The organism is Terrabacter sp. P2_E3, assembly GCF_056403915.1.
In genome coordinates this window covers 149,494-165,695 of sequence record NZ_JBFUEN010000009.1, presented here as the reverse complement: position 1 = coordinate 165,695, position 16,202 = coordinate 149,494, and the positions used below count along the sequence as shown (strand labels likewise).

The following is a 16,202-nucleotide window of genomic DNA, read 5'->3' as shown; positions in this document are numbered from 1 at the left end:
TGCGGGTCTCCGATGGTGGACACCGCAGCTGCGCCGGCAACACCCAATGTTCCGACACAGCCAAAACGCTCGCGCCCGAGAAGCTACGGGTTGCAGCACTGGTCGGAGGGCGCCGCCACCAACTCGTCGTCATCTGCCTGCGAGTGATTGCCTAACCGAACGTGAACGCGTACGCCTCGGCACCAGATCCGTCGAACGTGATGGACAGTGTCCGAGCGCGCACCGGGCCGGCGGATCGCACCAGCTGATAGAGCCGCCCATCGCGCAGCACACCGCGACCGTCCACATCCACGTCGAGACCGTGGGAGGCGCCGGGAGGTCGATCGTCAAGCAGTACTCGGAACGCGACAGAGCCAGATCCGGGTTGAGAAGACAGGACCAGATGGGCGTCACGAGCTTGAAACCGGATACGGATAAGGCCTCCCGCCCGGGTGACGTCCCTTGCCTCGTGGCTTGCATTGATGTCTGGCCCGGGCATGCCACAACCCTGCCCGGTGCCCCTGCCTGTGCGCGCCCGCAAACACCACGGGCTGGTCTACGGGCGTTCGGCCGGTGCCCCAGCCGGGCGTTCTTACGGGCGCGAGCAGTAGCGCTCAGGGCGATCGTGGGGTGCAGCGCTTCTCGCGGCCCACAAACTTCGCCGCGGCAGCGTCGACATTGAGCATGAGCGCACGGGCACAGTGGAGGGCTTGAGCATGGAGACGTTGACTTATGATCTGGTCGTTCTGGGCGCCGGCGCTGTCGGTGAGAATGTCGCGGACCGAGCAGTCCAGGGCGGTCTTTCGGTTGCGCTGGTCGAGCGCGAACTGGTCGGCGGGGAGTGCTCGTACTGGGCATGCATGCCGTCGAAAGTGTTGGTGCGCCCCGCGCAAGTGCTGCATGCAGCACGCCAGGTCCCTGGTGCTGCCCAGGCTGTCGTCGGGGCCGTTGATGTGGAGGCAGTGCTCGCGCACCGCGACTACTTCACCAGCAACTGGGACGACCGCGGACAGGTGCGATGGGTGGCCCGCGCGGGCATCGATCTGGTCCGCGGCCATGGCCGGTTCACGGGGTACAAGCAAGTCACGGTGACCAGGAAGGACGGCCTGGTGCTTATCAACGCCCGTCACGCAGTGGCAGTCGCCACGGGCTCAGACCCCTTCCTGCCTGACATCGAGGGTCTCGCAGACGCCGACCCGTGGACCAGCCGGGATGCCACCAGCGTGAAGGACGTGCCGACGTCCTTGGCCATCGTCGGCGGGGGCGTGGTCGCCGCGGAGATGGCTACCGTGTTCGCGAGCCTGGGCTGCCAGGTGCACGTCATCGCTCGGCACGGGCTGCTGGAGTCCATGGAACCGTTCGCCGGCGAGAGAGTCACCACCTCTCTGCGGGCCATGGGAGTCGAGGTGCTCCTCGAGACCGCGACCACAGGCATCCACCGCACCGATTGCGGCGTCGAGGTCGAGACCACGGCCGGGCTGATCGTCGCTGACGAAGTGCTCATCGCGACGGGGCGCACACCACGCACCACCGACATCGGTATCGAAACCATCGGTGGCATCCCCGGCCACTGGCTTCCCACCGACGACACTCTGCGCGTCCGCGGCTACGACTGGCTGTACGCCGTCGGGGACGTCAACCACCGCGCGCTGCTCACCCACCAGGGTAAGTACCAAGCCAGGGCTGCGGGGGACGTCATCGCCGCTCGTGCGGCGGGCAAGCGCCTGCTTGACGAGCCGTGGGGGCAGCACGTCGCCACGGCCGACCACGCATCCGTCCCGCAGGTCACCTTCACCATCCCCGAGGTCGCCTCCGTCGGGCTGACTTCGCACCAAGCCTCGGAAGCCGGGTTCCGAGCCCGGGTGGTGGACTACGACCTTGGTGGCGTCGCAGGGGCCGGCGTCCACGCCAACGGATACGTCGGTAAGGCGCGCATGGTCGTCGACGAGGATCGGCAGGTCGTCTTAGGGGTCACGTTCGTCGGTCAGGACGTCTCAGACCTGATTCAGGCCGCAACCGTCGCCGTCGTCGCCCAGGTCCCCCTCGAGCGGCTGTGGCATGCCGTCCCCGCCTATCCCACCCTCAGCGAGGTCTGGCTCCGGCTCCTGGAGACGTACGGCCGGCCGTGAGGCAAGGCCGTACAGCCCTTAGGCCGCGCGTAGTGCGAGGTCTATGATTTGGGCCACGGCGCCGCGTACTCCACGGCGCTGCCTGGAGGTGGCGGATGTCGTTTCACAGGGACCCAAGCACCACGCTGCGGGGTCGAACGAGCGAGTGCGCCCTTCTCGAGGCGCACGTGGAAGCGGCTCGGTCAGGCCACAGCCGCACGGTGGTGCTTCGCGGTGAGGCCGGCATCGGCAAGACCGCACTTCTGGAGTACGTCGCAGCTCACAGCAACGGTTGCCGGATCGTCCGCGCCGTTGGGGTCGAGTCAGAAATGGAGCTTCCATTCGCGGCGGTACACCAACTCTCTCGTCCCCTTCTTGACGATCTTGAGCGCCTACCGACACCGCAACGTCTCGCCCTCGAAACCGCCTTCGGTCTCACCTCAGGGCCACCACCAGACCGCTTCTTCGTCGGACTCGCTCTGCTGAGCCATCTTTCGGACCTCGCCGAAGCAAACCCGCTCGTGTGCCTCATCGACGACGCCCAGTGGCTCGATCGATCCTCCGCGCAAGTGCTGTCCTTCGTGGCGCGGCGACTTCAAGTCGAGTCGGTCGTCATCGTTCTAGCCGAGCGCGACGGGGATGTCCCCAGTGAGTTCGAGGGGCTTCCGGAGCTGCGCCTGCGCGGGCTGACGGAGGGAGACGCCTCCGAGCTGATTTCGTCGACGAACTTGGGACCGCTTGATGAGTCGGTTCGCGGGCGGATCATCGCCGAGGCCCGTGGCAATCCGCTGGCTCTGCTCGAACTGCCGCGCGGGCACACGTCGGCAGCCATTGCCGGCGGCTTTGCCGTACCCGACATGCTGCCGCTGCCCAGTCGCATACAAGCCAGCTACGGCGGCCGAGTGTCGCTGTTACCCATCGAGACCCAGAGTCTGTTGCTCTTGGCGGCCGCGGACCCAGTTGGAGATCCCAACTTGCTCTGGCGTGCTGCGTCTGAGCTCGGAATCCCTTTGGCCGCGGCGGCCCCCGCTGAGGCCGCCGAGCTTCTTCACATCGATACACGAGTGGCATTTCGACACCCTCTGCTGCGCTCGGCCGTGTACCAAGCGGCCTCGCCAGCCGAGCGCCGGAACGTCCACAGGGCCCTTGCGGCAGCTACCGATCCTGAGATCGACCCGGATAGACGTGCCTGGCACCGCGCTCAGGCCGTGCTTGGTCCCAATGACCTTGTGGCCGCTGAGCTCGACCGGTCAGCCGGTCGGGCGCAGGCCAGGGGCGGTATCGCCGCGGCCGCCGCGTTCATGCAACGCGCCATGGCGTTGACCCAGGATCCTGGCAAACGAGTCGAACGTGCGCTGGACGCCGGTCAGGCCAGCCTCGAGGCCGGCGCTTTTGACATGGCCCTTTCGCTAGTGGCTTCAGCCGAGGACGGGCCGCTCGACGATCTCGGTCGAGCTCGCGTAGATCGACTGCGTGCGGAGATCGCATTTGCCCAGAACCGAGGCGGTGAAGCCCCGGTCCTGCTGCTCGCGGCCGCCCGAAGACTAGAGGGGCTCGACGTCCGTCAGTCCCGGAACACCTACCTCGACGCGTGGGCAGCGGCGCTGTTCTCGGGCCGGCTGGCAGGTCACGGCGGCAGTCTGCTGGACGTCTCCCAGGCGGTGCGGACAGCGCCCGAGCCAGAGACCCGCCTCCCTTGTGATCTCCTCCTTGAGGCCTTGTCGCTGGTGTTCACGGCCGGGCGTCCCGCAGCCGCACCCGCCCTGGCGCGCGCCGTCGCGGCGTTTGCGAGTACCGAGGTCTCCGACCAGGAGATCCTGCGCTGGGGCTGGCTCGCCTCTCGAGCAGCCAACATGATCTGGGACCACGAGCAAAGCCTCAGGATCGGCATGCGCGCGGTTCGGCTCGCGCGCGCGTCAGGAGCTTTGGAGGCTCTCGCCGTCGTTGACAACGCCTGTGGGCAGGCAGCCGCAGTCGGCGGTGACTTCACGACGGCCGCGCTGCTGATGGCGGAAGTAGCGGCGCTCAAAGAGTCCACCAAGACCCGCATCGCTCCGCATGCTGCGCTTGCCCTCGCGGGACTTCGCGGCGGCGAGGCCGGCGCCTCGCAGTTGATCACTGAGGTGATCGCCCACTCCACGGTCGGTGGCCAAGGCACAGCAGTGCAGTACGCCTGGTGGGCGAACTCCGTGCTCATGAACGGTCTCGGCCGGTACGAGGAGGCGCTCGCCGCAGCCGTGGAAGCCACCGAGCACACACCTGAGCTGTTCATAGCCTCATGGGCTCTGAGCGAGCTGATCGAGGCCGCCACGCGAACCGATCACCCTGACCTCGCGCGAGATGCCTTGGATCGACTCGGCGAACACATTGAGGCCTGCGAATCTGAGTGGGCACATGGGATGCATGCACGAGCCCGCGCCTTGGTCAGCGAGGGTGAGGGCGCCGAGTCCCTCTATCGTGAGGCGATCGACCGGCTGAGCCTGACGCCGGTCCGCCCTGAACTAGCACGAGCCCACTTGCTCTTTGGTGAGTGGCTGCGGCGCCAAGGGCGACGCCTGGACTCACGAGACCAACTTCGCACCGCCCACGACATGCTGACCACGATAGGAATGGAAGCCTTTGCTGAGCGAGCCCGAACTGAACTTCTGGCGACTGGCGAGAAGGTGCGTAGCCGTGCCAACGAGGCCGCTGAGCGCCTGACAGCGCAGGAGGCACAGGTCGCCCAGCTCGCGGGTGGCGGCCTGACAAACACGGAGATCGCGGCACGTCTCTTCCTCAGCGCACGCACCGTCGAGTGGCATCTGAGCAAGGTCTTCGCGAAGATCGGCGTGAGTTCCCGAAGAGAGCTGAACGCCGCGCTTCCAAAAGCTGGCCTCGCAGCCATGCCGGCTTCTTAGGATCGGTGGTCGACCACGTCGGGGTTCTGGCTATCAGTTCGGGGCTGGCCAGGACCAGTTCAGACGGGCGTTATCCGCCGCGGTGGGGTGCGTGGTGGCGACGCCGTCAAGCTGCTGTGCTGGTGCGCAAATCACTCCAAGAGGCACCCGGCAGTTGCCCGTCGGGATTACGAACGTCGAGCACCTGGGCAGTGCCTCACCGTGAGCAGCCAGAGGCGGGATCTCATGTGGCGAAGCAGGACGCTCACCGCGGGCCCAAGGCCACGGCCCGACGGAGGGGCGGCGTGAAATCTTGCGGACTTATTGCGGACCAACGGGGATGACTAAACACATCACCGCAGGTCAGAGGCCTAAAAGTGGATGAGTCGGCCGATACGCCGGGTTCTGTTCCGCGTCCCCGTTACCGGTGACGTGGCGACGGCCATCCATCTAGGCCGACCATTGCTGGCCGGCTCGAGCGTCCTACCCGCGCACTCGACCGGGCCGGTCTCCTCGGCGCCCGAGGGCGCCATGCATACGCTGTCTGGACTTGCTCCGGGTGGGGTTTACCGAGCCGCTCCAGTCACCTGGAGCGCTGGTGGTCTCTTACACCACCGTTTCACCCTTACCGGCTGCCGAAGCGGCCGGCGGTCTGTTCTCTGTGGCACTGTCCCGCGGGTCACCCCGGGTGGCTGTTGGCCACCACCCTGCCCTGTGGAGCCCGGACGTTCCTCGGCAGGGCCGAGGCCCTGACGCGACCGTCTGGCCGACTCATCCGCGCACCAGCATAGGGGCGTATGCCGTCCGCTGCGTCCGCGCCCACCGGCGAGCCACTCCCCCGGCCGGCAGCTCGAACCGGCCACCCCCCCGGCGCCGAGGGGGACCGGACGTCCGCTCAGACGACGCGGCGGAACGCCAGGACGGCGACGTCGTCGTGCCGGTCCGGGTCGGAGACCGCCTCGGTCAGCTGGTCGAGGACCTCGTCGAGGTCGGTGTCGTCGTCGGCGCCGGTGAAAAGCTCCTCGGCGGCAGCCTGCAGGCGCTTGAGCCCGATGTCGATGCTCTCTCCGCGGCGCTCGACGAGGCCGTCGGTGTAGAGCAGGAGCAGGTCACCGACCTCGAAGGGCACCCGGGCCGAGGCTCGGGGGACCTCACCGAGGCCGTGGACCGGCGAGCCGTCCTCGCTGACGAACCGGGTGAGACCGCCCTGGACGAGCAGCGGCGGCGGGTGCCCGGCGACGACGAGGGCGAGGTCGTCCCGCTCCGGCTCGAACAGCAGGTAGACGGACGACGCCATCTGGGTCGGCGGCTCGGTCGCCATGAAGCGGTCCATCGCACCGGCGAGCGCCTGGGGCTCCGGATCCTGGGTCGCCAGCACCCTTGCAGCAGAACGCATCCGCGAGCCAGCGACAGCCGCGTCGACCCCTCGGCCCATGACGTCACCGAGGACCACCGTGACCCGGCCGTCGTCGAGCCCGCTGACGTCGTAGTAGTCACCACCCACGTCGGTGCGCCCCGCCTGTCGGTAGACCGTCCCGATCTGCCAGCCGGGGATCTCGGGCAGGTCCTGGGGCAGCAGCGTCGCCTGGAGCACCGACGCGACACGGCGCGTCTGGGAGTAGAGGTCGGCGTTGTCGATGGCCAGGCCGGCCCGTCGGGCGAGGTCCTCGGCGAAGGCGACGTCGTCGCGCGTGTAGCGGCGACCGGACTCGGCCGCCACGAAGGTCAGCACCCCGAGCACCCGGTCCTTGGCCATGAGCGGCACCGTCATGGCGCTTCGCAGTCCGAGCTCACGCGCCACCCGGAGGTGCTCCTCGTCGCGGGCCGCGGCGACGAGCATCTCGTCGGTGACGTTGTCGATGAGCAGGCTCTTCCCGGTGCGCGCCACCTGGGCCGCCCCTCCGGGCCGCTCGGGGTCAGAGGGCCATCGGGTCTCGAGCTCCTTGGCGAGCTGCACCTTGTCGGGGTCGACGTGCGCGACGGCGAGGGTCCGCAGGACACCGTCGTCGACCATCTGGACCGAGCACCAGTCCGCGTGCGTCGGCACGGCGAGCGACGCGACCTGGCGCAGCGTCTGCCGGTAGTCGAGGGTGGTGGCAAGCGCCTGCGACGCATCGGCCAGGAACTCCAGCTGGGCGGCTCGGGTGGCGCTCTGCGCCTCGGCGCGCAGGCGCAGCATCGTCTGCGCGCACATGTCCGCCAGCACGCCCAGCACCCACACCAGATCCGGGTCGACCGGTCCGACGAGCCCGTCGAAGCGGAAACCGACGGCCCCGATGGGCGAGCCGTCGGCTCGGGAGATGAGCGGCAGCGTCACCGACGACCGCTCCGTGCCGTCATCGAGCTCCGGGTAGCGCTCGAGGAGCTCGGCCCGGCCCGTGACCGACACGATCTGGGTGGTCCGGACGGCGTCGGTGAGCGGCGAGCGGGCGTCGAGCTCGAGGCTGGCCCACTGCCGGGCCTCGGACGCGGTGAGGCCGTGGGTGGCGATGGTGCGCAGACGCGTCGGGCCGTCCTGGACCGCCAGGACGGCCCGCGAGGCGCCCATGACGGTCGACGCACGCTCGGTGATGGTCTCGGTGAGCTCCTCCAGCGTCGTGGCAGCCGCGACCTGGGCCGCGATGCCCGCCAACGCCGCCAGCCTCGGGGCGACCGACGCACGGCTCGCCGCCGGGCTCTGCCATGGCGCGTTCATGGGGTCATCCTGACAGCCGAAGGGCTTGGGCAACCACGGATGCCGCAGAAGTGGGAGCATGCAGAGGTGAGGGGTCAAGGGGTGGCCAGGGGACGCGAGCTCCGTCGTGTCGAGTTCGGCCCTGACGACCTGCGTCGCGTGCGTGAGATCGTGCGGGCGATCGCGGGCGAACGCATCCCGGACCGGGCCGACAACGCCGTGCTGGCCGTGCACGAGATCGCGGTCAACAGCATCGTCCACGGAGGCGGTCACGGCGTCCTGCTCATCGACGAGACGGCCGACTCGCTCGTCTTCACGGTCGAGGACGACGACGGCACCGGGTCGGTGCCGGAGGTCCTCGCGCTCGACGACCAGTCGACGAGCGGCCGCGGGCTGTGGATCGCGCAGCGGCTGAGCGACCGGCTGACCATCGAGGCCCTCCCCACGCGTACGCGCATCCGCGTGCACCTGAGACTGGCGTCCTGAGCCGACGGGGTCCCGGGAGGGCGGACCGTCAGGTCAGGATCGGTCCGCGTCGACCCGGTCCGGGTCCACGCCGTCCGCTGTCTCTGCGGGAGCAACCTCGACAGGCGCGACGTCGACGTCGGGCGCCTCGACGACGTCGATGACCTGGTCGAGGTGCATCAGCCTGACGAGCCGCAGGGTGATCTCGCCGCAGACGAGCTGGAGCCGGGCGTCCGCCGCCACGACGCGGTGGTAGAGCCCGATGATCGCCCCGAGGCCCGAGGAGTCGAGAAAGGTGACGGCGCGCAGGTCGACGACCACCGCGGCGCCCGGTGCCACGGCGATCTCCTCGAACGCTGCCCGCACGTCCGGCACGGTGTACGTGTCGATCTCGCCCGCGAGCCGGGCTGTGGTGACGGCGCCGTTGACCGAGACCGTGACGCTCATCGAACCTCCTGTGGACGTCGGTGTCCTCGCCCTTACGTTAGGACGACTTCGGCTGGTGTGGGAGCAGATGTGGCTCAGCCGGTGGTCTGGCGCTCGACCGCAGTGGTCGCCACGTAGACGCTGTTGGACGAGGTGCCTCCCGTGAGGGGGTTCGCGAAGGACACCTCGTGCGCGGCGACGTCGGCGAAGACCTCTGACAGCAGAGCCGTGAAGGCGTCCTCGGGCGGGTCGTCGGACCACAGCGCGAAGACCCCACCGGGGTGCAGCGTCGCCGCCAGACGCGAGAGGCCGTCCCGGGTGTAGAGGTCCGCGTGGCTGGGGTGGAGCACGTGGTGGGGCGTGTGGTCGACGTCGAGCAGCACGGCGTGCAGCAGGGCCGGCGCGTCCCCGAAGCCCTGGCCCCGACGCGCCAGGGCGAAGAAGTCGCCCTCGAGCAGCGTGGTCCTCGGGTCGACGGTGAGGGAGGCGGTGTCGGGGAGCAGCTGCCGCTCGTGCCACGAGATGACGGGTCCGAGCGCCTCGACGACGGTCAGGGAACGCACCCGGGCGTCCTCGAGCGCCGCCACGGCCGTGTAGCCGAGACCGAGCCCGCCGACGACGACGTCGAGGCTCTCGTCGTCGCCACCGCCCTCCCCCACGGCGGCGAGCCCGAGGCGGGCCAGCTCGACCTCCGCGACCGTGAAGAGGCTCGACATGAGGAACTCCTCGCCGAGCTTCACCTCGTAGACGTCGACGAGCAGCGACGGCTCGAGCCGGCGACGGAGGCTGATCTCGCCCATCGGCGTCTGCTGCCAGTCGATCTCCTCGAAGCGCCGGCTCACGACGTCAGCCGAAGATCGGGGTGAGTGAGCCGGCCGGCAGGTCCTTCTCGACGGACGCGAGGCGCCACTTGTCGGCGAAGACGGCCACGTGCAGCCCGTCCTCGCGCGTCAGCGACTCGGCCCCGGGCCGGCTGTCGACGATCGGCATCGCGGCCGCCGTGACGGCACGCGCCACGGAGTAGCCGAGCGGCTCGAGGCGGATCGGCGAGCCGAACTCGTGCTCCATCCGGTGCTTGGCGACGTCGAACTGCATCGGACCGACGGCCGCGAGCACCGGCGCCTGCGCACCGCGCCGGTCTGAGTGCAGCACCTGGACGACGCCCTCCTCGCCCAGCTGCTCGATGCCCTTGCGGAACTGCTTCTGCTTGCCGGTGACCGCCGCGCGGGCGACGGCGAAGTGCTCCGGAGCGAAGAGCGGGATGCGGGGGAAGGCGACCTTCTCGTCGGCGAACAGGGTGTCGCCGACCCGGAGGGCGTTGGCGTTGACGAGGCCGATGACGTCGCCCGGGAAGGCCTCGTCGAGCGTCGACCGGTCGCGGCCGAAGACGCTCTGCGCGTACTTCGTCGCGAAGGGACGGCCCGTGTCAGCGTGCATCACGACCATTCCGCGCGTGAAGCGGCCCGAGCACACCCGGACGAACGCGAGCCGGTCCCGGTGCGCCTTGTCCATGCCCGCCTGGATCTTGAAGACGAAGCCCGAGAAGGGAGCCGACACCGCCCGGGGGTCGCCGGAACGGTCGGGTCGGGCCCCCGGGGCGGGGGCGAGCGTCACGAGCGTGTCGAGCAGCTGGCGTACGCCGAAGTTGAGGACGGCCGAGCCGAAGAGCACGGGCGAGGCCGCGCCCGAGAGGAACAGCTCGAGGTCGAGGTCGTGGCCCGAGGAGCGGAGCAGGTCGTACTCCTCGACCGCGTCGGTCCAGACCGAGCCCAGCAGCTGCTCGGCCTCCTCGGCGGGCATCCGCGTCGTGATGGCCTCGGTGGCGCCGCCGGGCGTACGCGTGAACTGGACGAAGTCGCCCGTCGCGCAGTCGAGCACGCCGTGGAAGTCGCCCGCGACGCCGACCGGCCAGGTGAGCGGCATCGGGTGCAGGTCGATCCGGTTCGTCAGCTCGTCCATGATCGCGAGCGCGTCGAGGCCGGGCCGGTCCCACTTGTTGACGACCGTGATGACGGGCACGCCACGGGCCCGGCAGACCTCGAAGAGCTTGAACGTCTGGGGCTCGATGCCCTTGGCGGCGTCGACGAGCATGACGGCGGCGTCGACCGCTGCGAGCACGCGGTAGGTGTCCTCGGAGAAGTCCGCGTGACCGGGGGTGTCGAGCAGGTTGATGACCGTGCCGTCGTAGGCGAACTGGAGCACGGCGGAGGTGATCGAGATGCCTCGGTCCTTCTCCATCTCCATCCAGTCGGAGACGACGCCGCGCCGGTTGCCCTTGCCGTGCACCGCGCCGGCCTCGCCGATGGCGCGCGCGTGCAGCGCGAGGGCCTCGGTCAGGGTCGACTTGCCGGCATCGGGGTGCGAGATGACGGCGAAGGTGCGGCGTCGGGCCGCCTCCTCGGCGACGGCTCCCCCGTGGTGGTCCGCGCCGTCGGGGTCTCGGCGGTCCGCGAGCTCGCGGTCGTGCAGGGCGGTGGCGTCCATGGTCCTCCAGTGATCGCCCCGAGTCTGTCACCGTCGGGCCCGATCGCCCGAATCGGCACCGCCCGCCGGACCGCCGGCCTGAGGTGACCCGAGTCACACCTCGCCGATCCCGTCAACGATCCACGGCCGTCGTTCGTCGTGCATGGGAGATGACGATCGCAACCGACCCCAGGACCATGACGGAACCGCTGACCGACGACCTGCCCGACACCCGACCCGGCGCCTCCGCAGACGCGGAGCCCGACGCACGGCCCAGAGCGAAGCTGCTCGATCTCTCCCTGACCCAGCTGCTCGGCGGCTCGATGGCGGCGGCCACGGCAGCAGCCCTCGGCTCGCGACTTGGCGTCGTCGGCACCATCGCCGGGGCCGCGGTGCTCAGCATCATCTCGGCGATCGCGGCCAGCCTCTACACGAACTCCATGGCGCGAGCCAAGGAGGCCGTCGTGCTCGTGCGCTCGCGCCGGGGGCCCGACGGCGTGGACCTCGAGGTCGTGCGGGAGACGTGGTGGCGCCGTCCCGATCGCGTGACCACGCGACGGGTCCTCGTCACGACCGGGGCCGTCTTCGCCCTCGCCGCGGCCTTCCTCACCGGCCTCCAGCTCGCCACGGGGGCCCAGGTGACCGGGACGGACCTCGGAGGCCGCACCAGCGCGGGCGCCGTGGTCGACAGCCCCGCCGGCACCACGGGCGACGCCGCGGGCGACGGCACCCGCACCGACACCGGCGCGCTCGACACGACGCCCACCGCACCCGCGACGCCGACCGGCGCGGCGACTGCGCCCGCCGGGTCCACGGCGGGTCCGGCGACCTCCACGGGTACACCGTCCGCGACGACCCCCGCGACGCCGGCCACCCCGGCCACTCCCGGTGGGGCGACAGGATCGACCGACCCGGCCGCGCCCACGACCCCGGCCACGCCCGACCCGGGCGCGAGCACCCCGAGCGCCCCCGTCACCGCTCCCTGAGCATCCGAGCCACCTGCTGACGTATGCCGTCCGCCCCACCGGGCGTGACGGCATACGTCGTCTCTGGCCGGTCGGCGTGTGCAGACAGTGGGGTCCTGACGCCGCTGGCTGCACACGAGGCGGCCCCGCCGTTCAGCGTCGCTCGGGCCAGGGCCAGTCGACGTCGACGGACCCGCCGACCGCGAGCCCGGACCACTGCTCCGAGAGCCGGTCGAGGTCGGCGAACACCGCGGCGAGCTCGCGGGCGCCGAGGTCGGTGGCTGCTGCCTCGGCCCGCTCGTGGTGGAGGTCGGGCGTCATCCCGCGCTGCCGGAGCCACGCCGGGTAGACGGCGGCCGCGAGCTGCTCCGACCGGCCGATCTGCGTGCCGCGCGCCTTGTTCCGTCGTTCGACCCGGCGCGCCCACGCCTTCGTGCGCGTCTCCTGGGTGGGCACGAAGGTGCCCGCATTGCCGCCTGCGGCGAGCTGGCCGAAGATGCCGTCGCGCAGGCCGAACCGGTGCTCGACGACGAGGTGGACGAGGTCGTGCGGCGCGAGGTCGCTCCACCCCGGCGCCGGGCTCATGACGAGGTCCGTCGCGAGGTCACGCTCCACGCACACCTCGTAGCGCCGTTCACCGGTCCTCACGAAGCGCACCCGCATGCCGACGATGCTAGGAGCGCTGAGCAGCCCCGAGCCAATGGATTTCGGCCGGCTCCGTCGCGCCGACGGGGTGTCCTCAGGCGACCGAGAGCGTTATCGTGCCGGTCCCGACGTCGGCGGCGTCGACCCGCAGGGTCACCGTCTCACCGGCCTTCGCCGACCCGCTCGCCTTGGCCACGACGGCGAGGTCGATGAGCTGGACGATGACGCCCTTGTCGTTCTCGTCGACGACGACGCCCTGCACGGTGCTCCCGACGAGCGGGTGCAGCTCGGCGGCCTCGACCGCGTCGGTGCAGGCCCGCTCGACCCCGTTGGTACGCCGGTCGGAGGTCGCCATGATCTCGGGGAGGGTGGGCAGCGCCTCACGGACCCAGCCCGGCACCTCCTCCCCCGCCGAGAGCGCCTCGCACACGACGAGCCCGAAGCGGTCGACGAGGCGCCGCAGCGGAGCCGTCACGTGCGCGTACGGGTTGGCGACGGCCGCGTGCGTCGGCTGCGCTGGCACCTCGCCGTCGAAGGGGGTGTAGCCGGCGCCGCGGAAGAGTGACGTCGCCTCGTGGATGAGCGCGAGGTGCCGCGGGTTGCTGCGGTCCAGCGTGCGCAGCAGCTCGCCGTACGACAGGTCCTTCGGCCACTCGACACCGGCGGCCCTGGCCTGCCGGCGGAAGCGTGCCAGGTCGCGCGGGTCCGGCGGCGGCATGGTGCGCAGGATGCCGATCTTGCCCCGGAGCATGAGGTCGGCCCCGCCCATGCCGGTGAGCAGCGAGATCTGGGCGTTCCAGTCCTCCGCGGCGAGCAGCGGCCGGAACGAGATCCGGAAGCCGCCGTCCTCGTCCTCCTCGACCTCCTGCTCGGGCATCGGCAGGGTCGCCCCGCCCCGCTGGCGCTCGAGCAGGACGCGCTTCTCGCCGACCTCCTTGAGCAGCACGAGACACTCCTCGGCGGTGCCGGCGTCCACCTCCTTCTGCACCTGCTCGTAGTCGTAGCGACGGACGCTGCGCACCATCGCGCGGTAGACCTCGACCGCCGTGCCCTCGCCGTCGGCGGCGAGGGTCATGTCCCAGACGAAGGCAGGACGCACCTGGTCGGGCAGCAGGCTCGCGGCGCCCTCGCTCAGCTCCGAGGGGTGCAGCTGGACGCGCTCGTCGGGGCAGTAGACCGTCTGGCCGCGGCCGCGCGCCTCTGCGTCGACGGCGCCACCGGCGCGGACGAAGGCAGGCACGTCGGCGATGGCGTAGCGCACCCGGTAGCCGTCGCCGCTGCGCTCGATCGACATGGCCTGGTCGAGGTCCATCGACGTCGGCGGGTCGATGGTGATGAACGGGACGGCCGTCTCGTCCCGCTCCGGCAGGGTCGCGGCGCCGGCGGCTGCGGCGGCCTCGGCCAGCACCTCCGGCGGGAACCGGCCCGGCACCTCGAACTCGCGACGCACCGCCTCGAAGCGCGCCGTGAGCTGCCGTGCCACGTCGCCGGGCTTCGTCGCCGGGCGGAAGACGATGTGTCGCTGGGCCATGGCGTCACCCTACGCACCACGACGTGCTCGCCGGAGGTTGAGCACCCGCGCCACTCCGCGGCGGGCCGGGCGATCGTTCGTCGCCCGCGACACGCGCGGGGATGAGACATCACTGTCCCGTTTGCCTAGGCTGACCCCCGTGCTCATCCTGCTCCCCCCGTCCGAGGGCAAGACCTCACCCCGGCGGGGGCGGTCGCTCGACCTCGGCAGCCTCTCGTTCCCCGAGCTGACGCCCCTGCGCGAGTCGGTCGTCGAGACGGTGGAGCGGCTGAGCGGCGAGCCCGACGCAGCGCGCGTCCTCGAGATCAACCCGAACCTCGTCGCCGAGCTCGAGCGCAACACGGTCCTGCGCAGCGCTCCCACGGCGACCGCCTCGCACGTCTACACCGGCGTGCTCTACCAGGCGCTCGACGTCGACTCGCTCGACGCGGCCTCCAAGCGCCGCGCCAACCGCTGGGTCGTCGTCGTGTCGGCCCTCTTCGGCGCGCTGCGGCTCGGTGACCGCGTGCCGGCCTACCGCGTCAACATCTGCAGCACCCTCCCCGGCGTCGGCTACCTGTCGCACGAGTGGCGCAAGGAGCTGCCGTCGGCGCTCGACGCCGCGGTGAAGCCGCGCGAGCTCGTCGTCGACTGCCGGTCGAGCACGTATGCCGCAGTGTGGCGTCCCACGGGCGAGCGCGCGGAGCGCTGGGTGCACGTCACCGTCCCCGGCGCCTCGCACATGGCCAAGCACACCCGCGGCCTCGTGACGCGCGAGCTCGTGCAGGCCGAGGCGCCGCGCACGCCGCAGGCCCTGGCCGAGCGGCTCTCGGAGCGCTTCGACGTCGAGCTGACGCCCCCGCCGCGTCCGGGCCGGCCGTGGCAGCTCGCCACGACCCCGAAGGCCTGACGTGCTCGACCTCAGCCTGCTCGTCGAGCGCGTGGCGCCGATCCTCGTCTTCCTCGTCGCGATCACCCTCGTCGCCGAGATCTGCGACCTGTCGGGGCTCTTCGACGTCCTGGCGCACCACGCCGCGCGCGTCGCCAAGGGACGCGTGCTCGTGCTCTGGCTGCTCATCGTCGGGCTCGCGGTGGTGTGCACCGTCGTGCTCAGCCTCGACACGACCGCGGTGCTGCTGACCCCGGTGGCCATCACGGTGGCCCGTCAGGTCGGCGCCCCACCCCTGCCGTTCGCCATGACGACGCTCTGGCTGGCCAACACGGCCTCCCTGCTCCTGCCGGTCTCCAACCTCACCAACCTGCTGGCCCTGCACCCGTTCGCGGCGCTCGGGGTCGGGACCCTGGGCTACATCAAGCTGATGGCCGTGCCGGCCGTCGTCGCGATCGTCGCGACCGTCGCCGTGCTCTGGCTGCTGCACCGGCGCGACCTCCGCAGCACCTACGACACGCCACCGCCGGCCGAGCCTCACGACCGGGTGCTCATGCAGGTCGCCGGTGGGGTCTGCGTGCTGCTCGCCCCGGCGTTCGTCGTCGGCGTCCAGCCGGCCCTGGCGTCCGTGCCGGCCGCCCTCGTCCTGCTTGCCGCGACCTACTGGCGTGCGCCCGAGCTGCTGCGGCGGATCAAGATGCCGTGGCTCACGGTGATGGGCATCTGCATCCTCTTCCTCATCATCGACGCTGCCCTGCGCCTGGGGCTCGAGGCGTGGCTGCGCACCATCGTCGGGTACGGCACCGGCCTCGGCGACCTTTTCAGGGTCAGCGGTCTCGGCGTGCTGACCTCCAACGGCATCAACAACCTGCCGGCGTACCTCGCGCTCGAGCCCACGGTGGCGGACGCCCCCGCCCGCCTGGCCGCCCTGCTCATCGGGGTCAACGCCGGGCCGATCGTCACGATGTGGGGCTCCGTCGCGACGCTGCTCTGGGCCTCGCGCTGCCGGTCCGCCGAGCTTGCGGTCGACGTCGGTCGCATCGCGCGCACGGGCGCCCTGTGCGCCGTCACGGTCGTGACCGCCGCCACCCTGGCCCTCGCCGCCACCACCTGACCGGCCGACCGGGCCGACGGCATACGCCATGCCGTCGACCCCACACCCTCGGGCCAGGCGCACGCCTTGGGCGGTGTGCGGCTGACCG

13 protein-coding genes and 1 other RNA gene are annotated in these 16,202 nt (G+C 70.8%); 6 read left to right on the top strand and 8 right to left on the bottom strand.

Going from position 1 to position 16,202, the window contains the following annotated elements:
• Positions 1–151: 151 nt before the first annotated feature.
• The gene (locus AC1DW8_RS13200) at positions 152–478 is read right to left on the bottom strand and encodes a hypothetical protein (RefSeq protein WP_478094525.1); all 327 of its coding nucleotides are present in this window, start codon (positions 476–478) and stop codon (positions 152–154) included.
• Between the two features lie 217 nt (positions 479–695).
• Between AC1DW8_RS13200 and AC1DW8_RS13195 the strand changes: the two genes are divergently transcribed.
• Positions 696–2,108 carry a dihydrolipoyl dehydrogenase family protein gene (locus AC1DW8_RS13195; protein WP_478094946.1) on the top strand — a complete coding sequence of 471 codons (1,413 nt, stop codon included), beginning with the start codon at positions 696–698 and terminating at the stop codon, positions 2,106–2,108.
• 95 nt (positions 2,109–2,203) lie between these two features.
• Entirely contained in the window at positions 2,204–4,984 is a 2,781-nt protein-coding gene (locus AC1DW8_RS13190) for an ATP-binding protein (protein WP_478094523.1), read from the top strand.
• Positions 4,985–5,341: 357 nt separating this feature from the next.
• On the opposite strand, the gene rnpB is transcribed toward AC1DW8_RS13190, so the two are convergent.
• Positions 5,342–5,737: RNase P RNA component class A (rnpB, locus tag AC1DW8_RS13185), an RNA gene on the bottom strand.
• Between the two features lie 121 nt (positions 5,738–5,858).
• On the bottom strand, positions 5,859–7,658 hold the full coding sequence (locus AC1DW8_RS13180) for a PP2C family protein-serine/threonine phosphatase (protein WP_478094521.1): 1,800 nt from the start codon (positions 7,656–7,658) through the stop codon (positions 5,859–5,861).
• An 81-nt stretch (positions 7,659–7,739) separates the two neighbouring features.
• On the opposite strand from AC1DW8_RS13180, the gene AC1DW8_RS13175 reads away from it, so the two are divergent.
• Positions 7,740–8,123, top strand: a complete 384-nt coding sequence (locus AC1DW8_RS13175) for an ATP-binding protein (RefSeq protein ID WP_478094519.1) — start codon at positions 7,740–7,742, stop codon at positions 8,121–8,123.
• Positions 8,124–8,156: 33 nt separating this feature from the next.
• Here AC1DW8_RS13175 and AC1DW8_RS13170 read toward each other — a convergent pair whose 3' ends face one another.
• The 3 genes from AC1DW8_RS13170 to AC1DW8_RS13160 form a co-directional block, all read right to left on the bottom strand.
• The gene (locus AC1DW8_RS13170) at positions 8,157–8,549 is read right to left on the bottom strand and encodes an STAS domain-containing protein (protein ID WP_056779976.1); all 393 of its coding nucleotides are present in this window, start codon (positions 8,547–8,549) and stop codon (positions 8,157–8,159) included.
• Positions 8,550–8,623: 74 nt separating this feature from the next.
• Positions 8,624–9,370: a polyamine aminopropyltransferase gene (locus tag AC1DW8_RS13165; RefSeq protein WP_478094517.1), complete on the bottom strand. Its 747-nt coding sequence runs from the start codon at positions 9,368–9,370 to the stop codon at positions 8,624–8,626.
• A gap of 4 nt (positions 9,371–9,374) precedes the next feature.
• On the bottom strand, positions 9,375–11,012 hold the full coding sequence (locus AC1DW8_RS13160; RefSeq protein WP_478094515.1) for a peptide chain release factor 3: 1,638 nt from the start codon (positions 11,010–11,012) through the stop codon (positions 9,375–9,377).
• A gap of 176 nt (positions 11,013–11,188) precedes the next feature.
• Between AC1DW8_RS13160 and AC1DW8_RS13155 the strand changes: the two genes are divergently transcribed.
• Positions 11,189–11,977 carry a hypothetical protein gene (locus AC1DW8_RS13155; protein ID WP_157623370.1) on the top strand — a complete coding sequence of 263 codons (789 nt, stop codon included), beginning with the start codon at positions 11,189–11,191 and terminating at the stop codon, positions 11,975–11,977.
• Between the two features lie 132 nt (positions 11,978–12,109).
• Here the strand turns inward: AC1DW8_RS13155 and AC1DW8_RS13150 are convergent, their stop codons facing one another.
• The gene (locus AC1DW8_RS13150; protein WP_478094512.1) at positions 12,110–12,604 is read right to left on the bottom strand and encodes a hypothetical protein; all 495 of its coding nucleotides are present in this window, start codon (positions 12,602–12,604) and stop codon (positions 12,110–12,112) included.
• Between the two features lie 91 nt (positions 12,605–12,695).
• Positions 12,696–14,132, bottom strand: coding sequence for an RNB domain-containing ribonuclease (locus tag AC1DW8_RS13145; protein WP_478094510.1), 1,437 nt, complete (start codon positions 14,130–14,132; stop codon positions 12,696–12,698).
• Positions 14,133–14,271: 139 nt separating this feature from the next.
• Here AC1DW8_RS13145 and AC1DW8_RS13140 point away from each other — a divergent pair, with 139 nt between their 5' ends.
• Entirely contained in the window at positions 14,272–15,021 is a 750-nt protein-coding gene (locus AC1DW8_RS13140) for a YaaA family protein (RefSeq protein WP_478094508.1), read from the top strand.
• Between the two features lies 1 nt (position 15,022).
• Positions 15,023–16,114: an SLC13 family permease gene (locus AC1DW8_RS13135; protein ID WP_478094506.1), complete on the top strand. Its 1,092-nt coding sequence runs from the start codon at positions 15,023–15,025 to the stop codon at positions 16,112–16,114.
• The last annotated feature ends 88 nt before the right edge of the window (positions 16,115–16,202 follow it).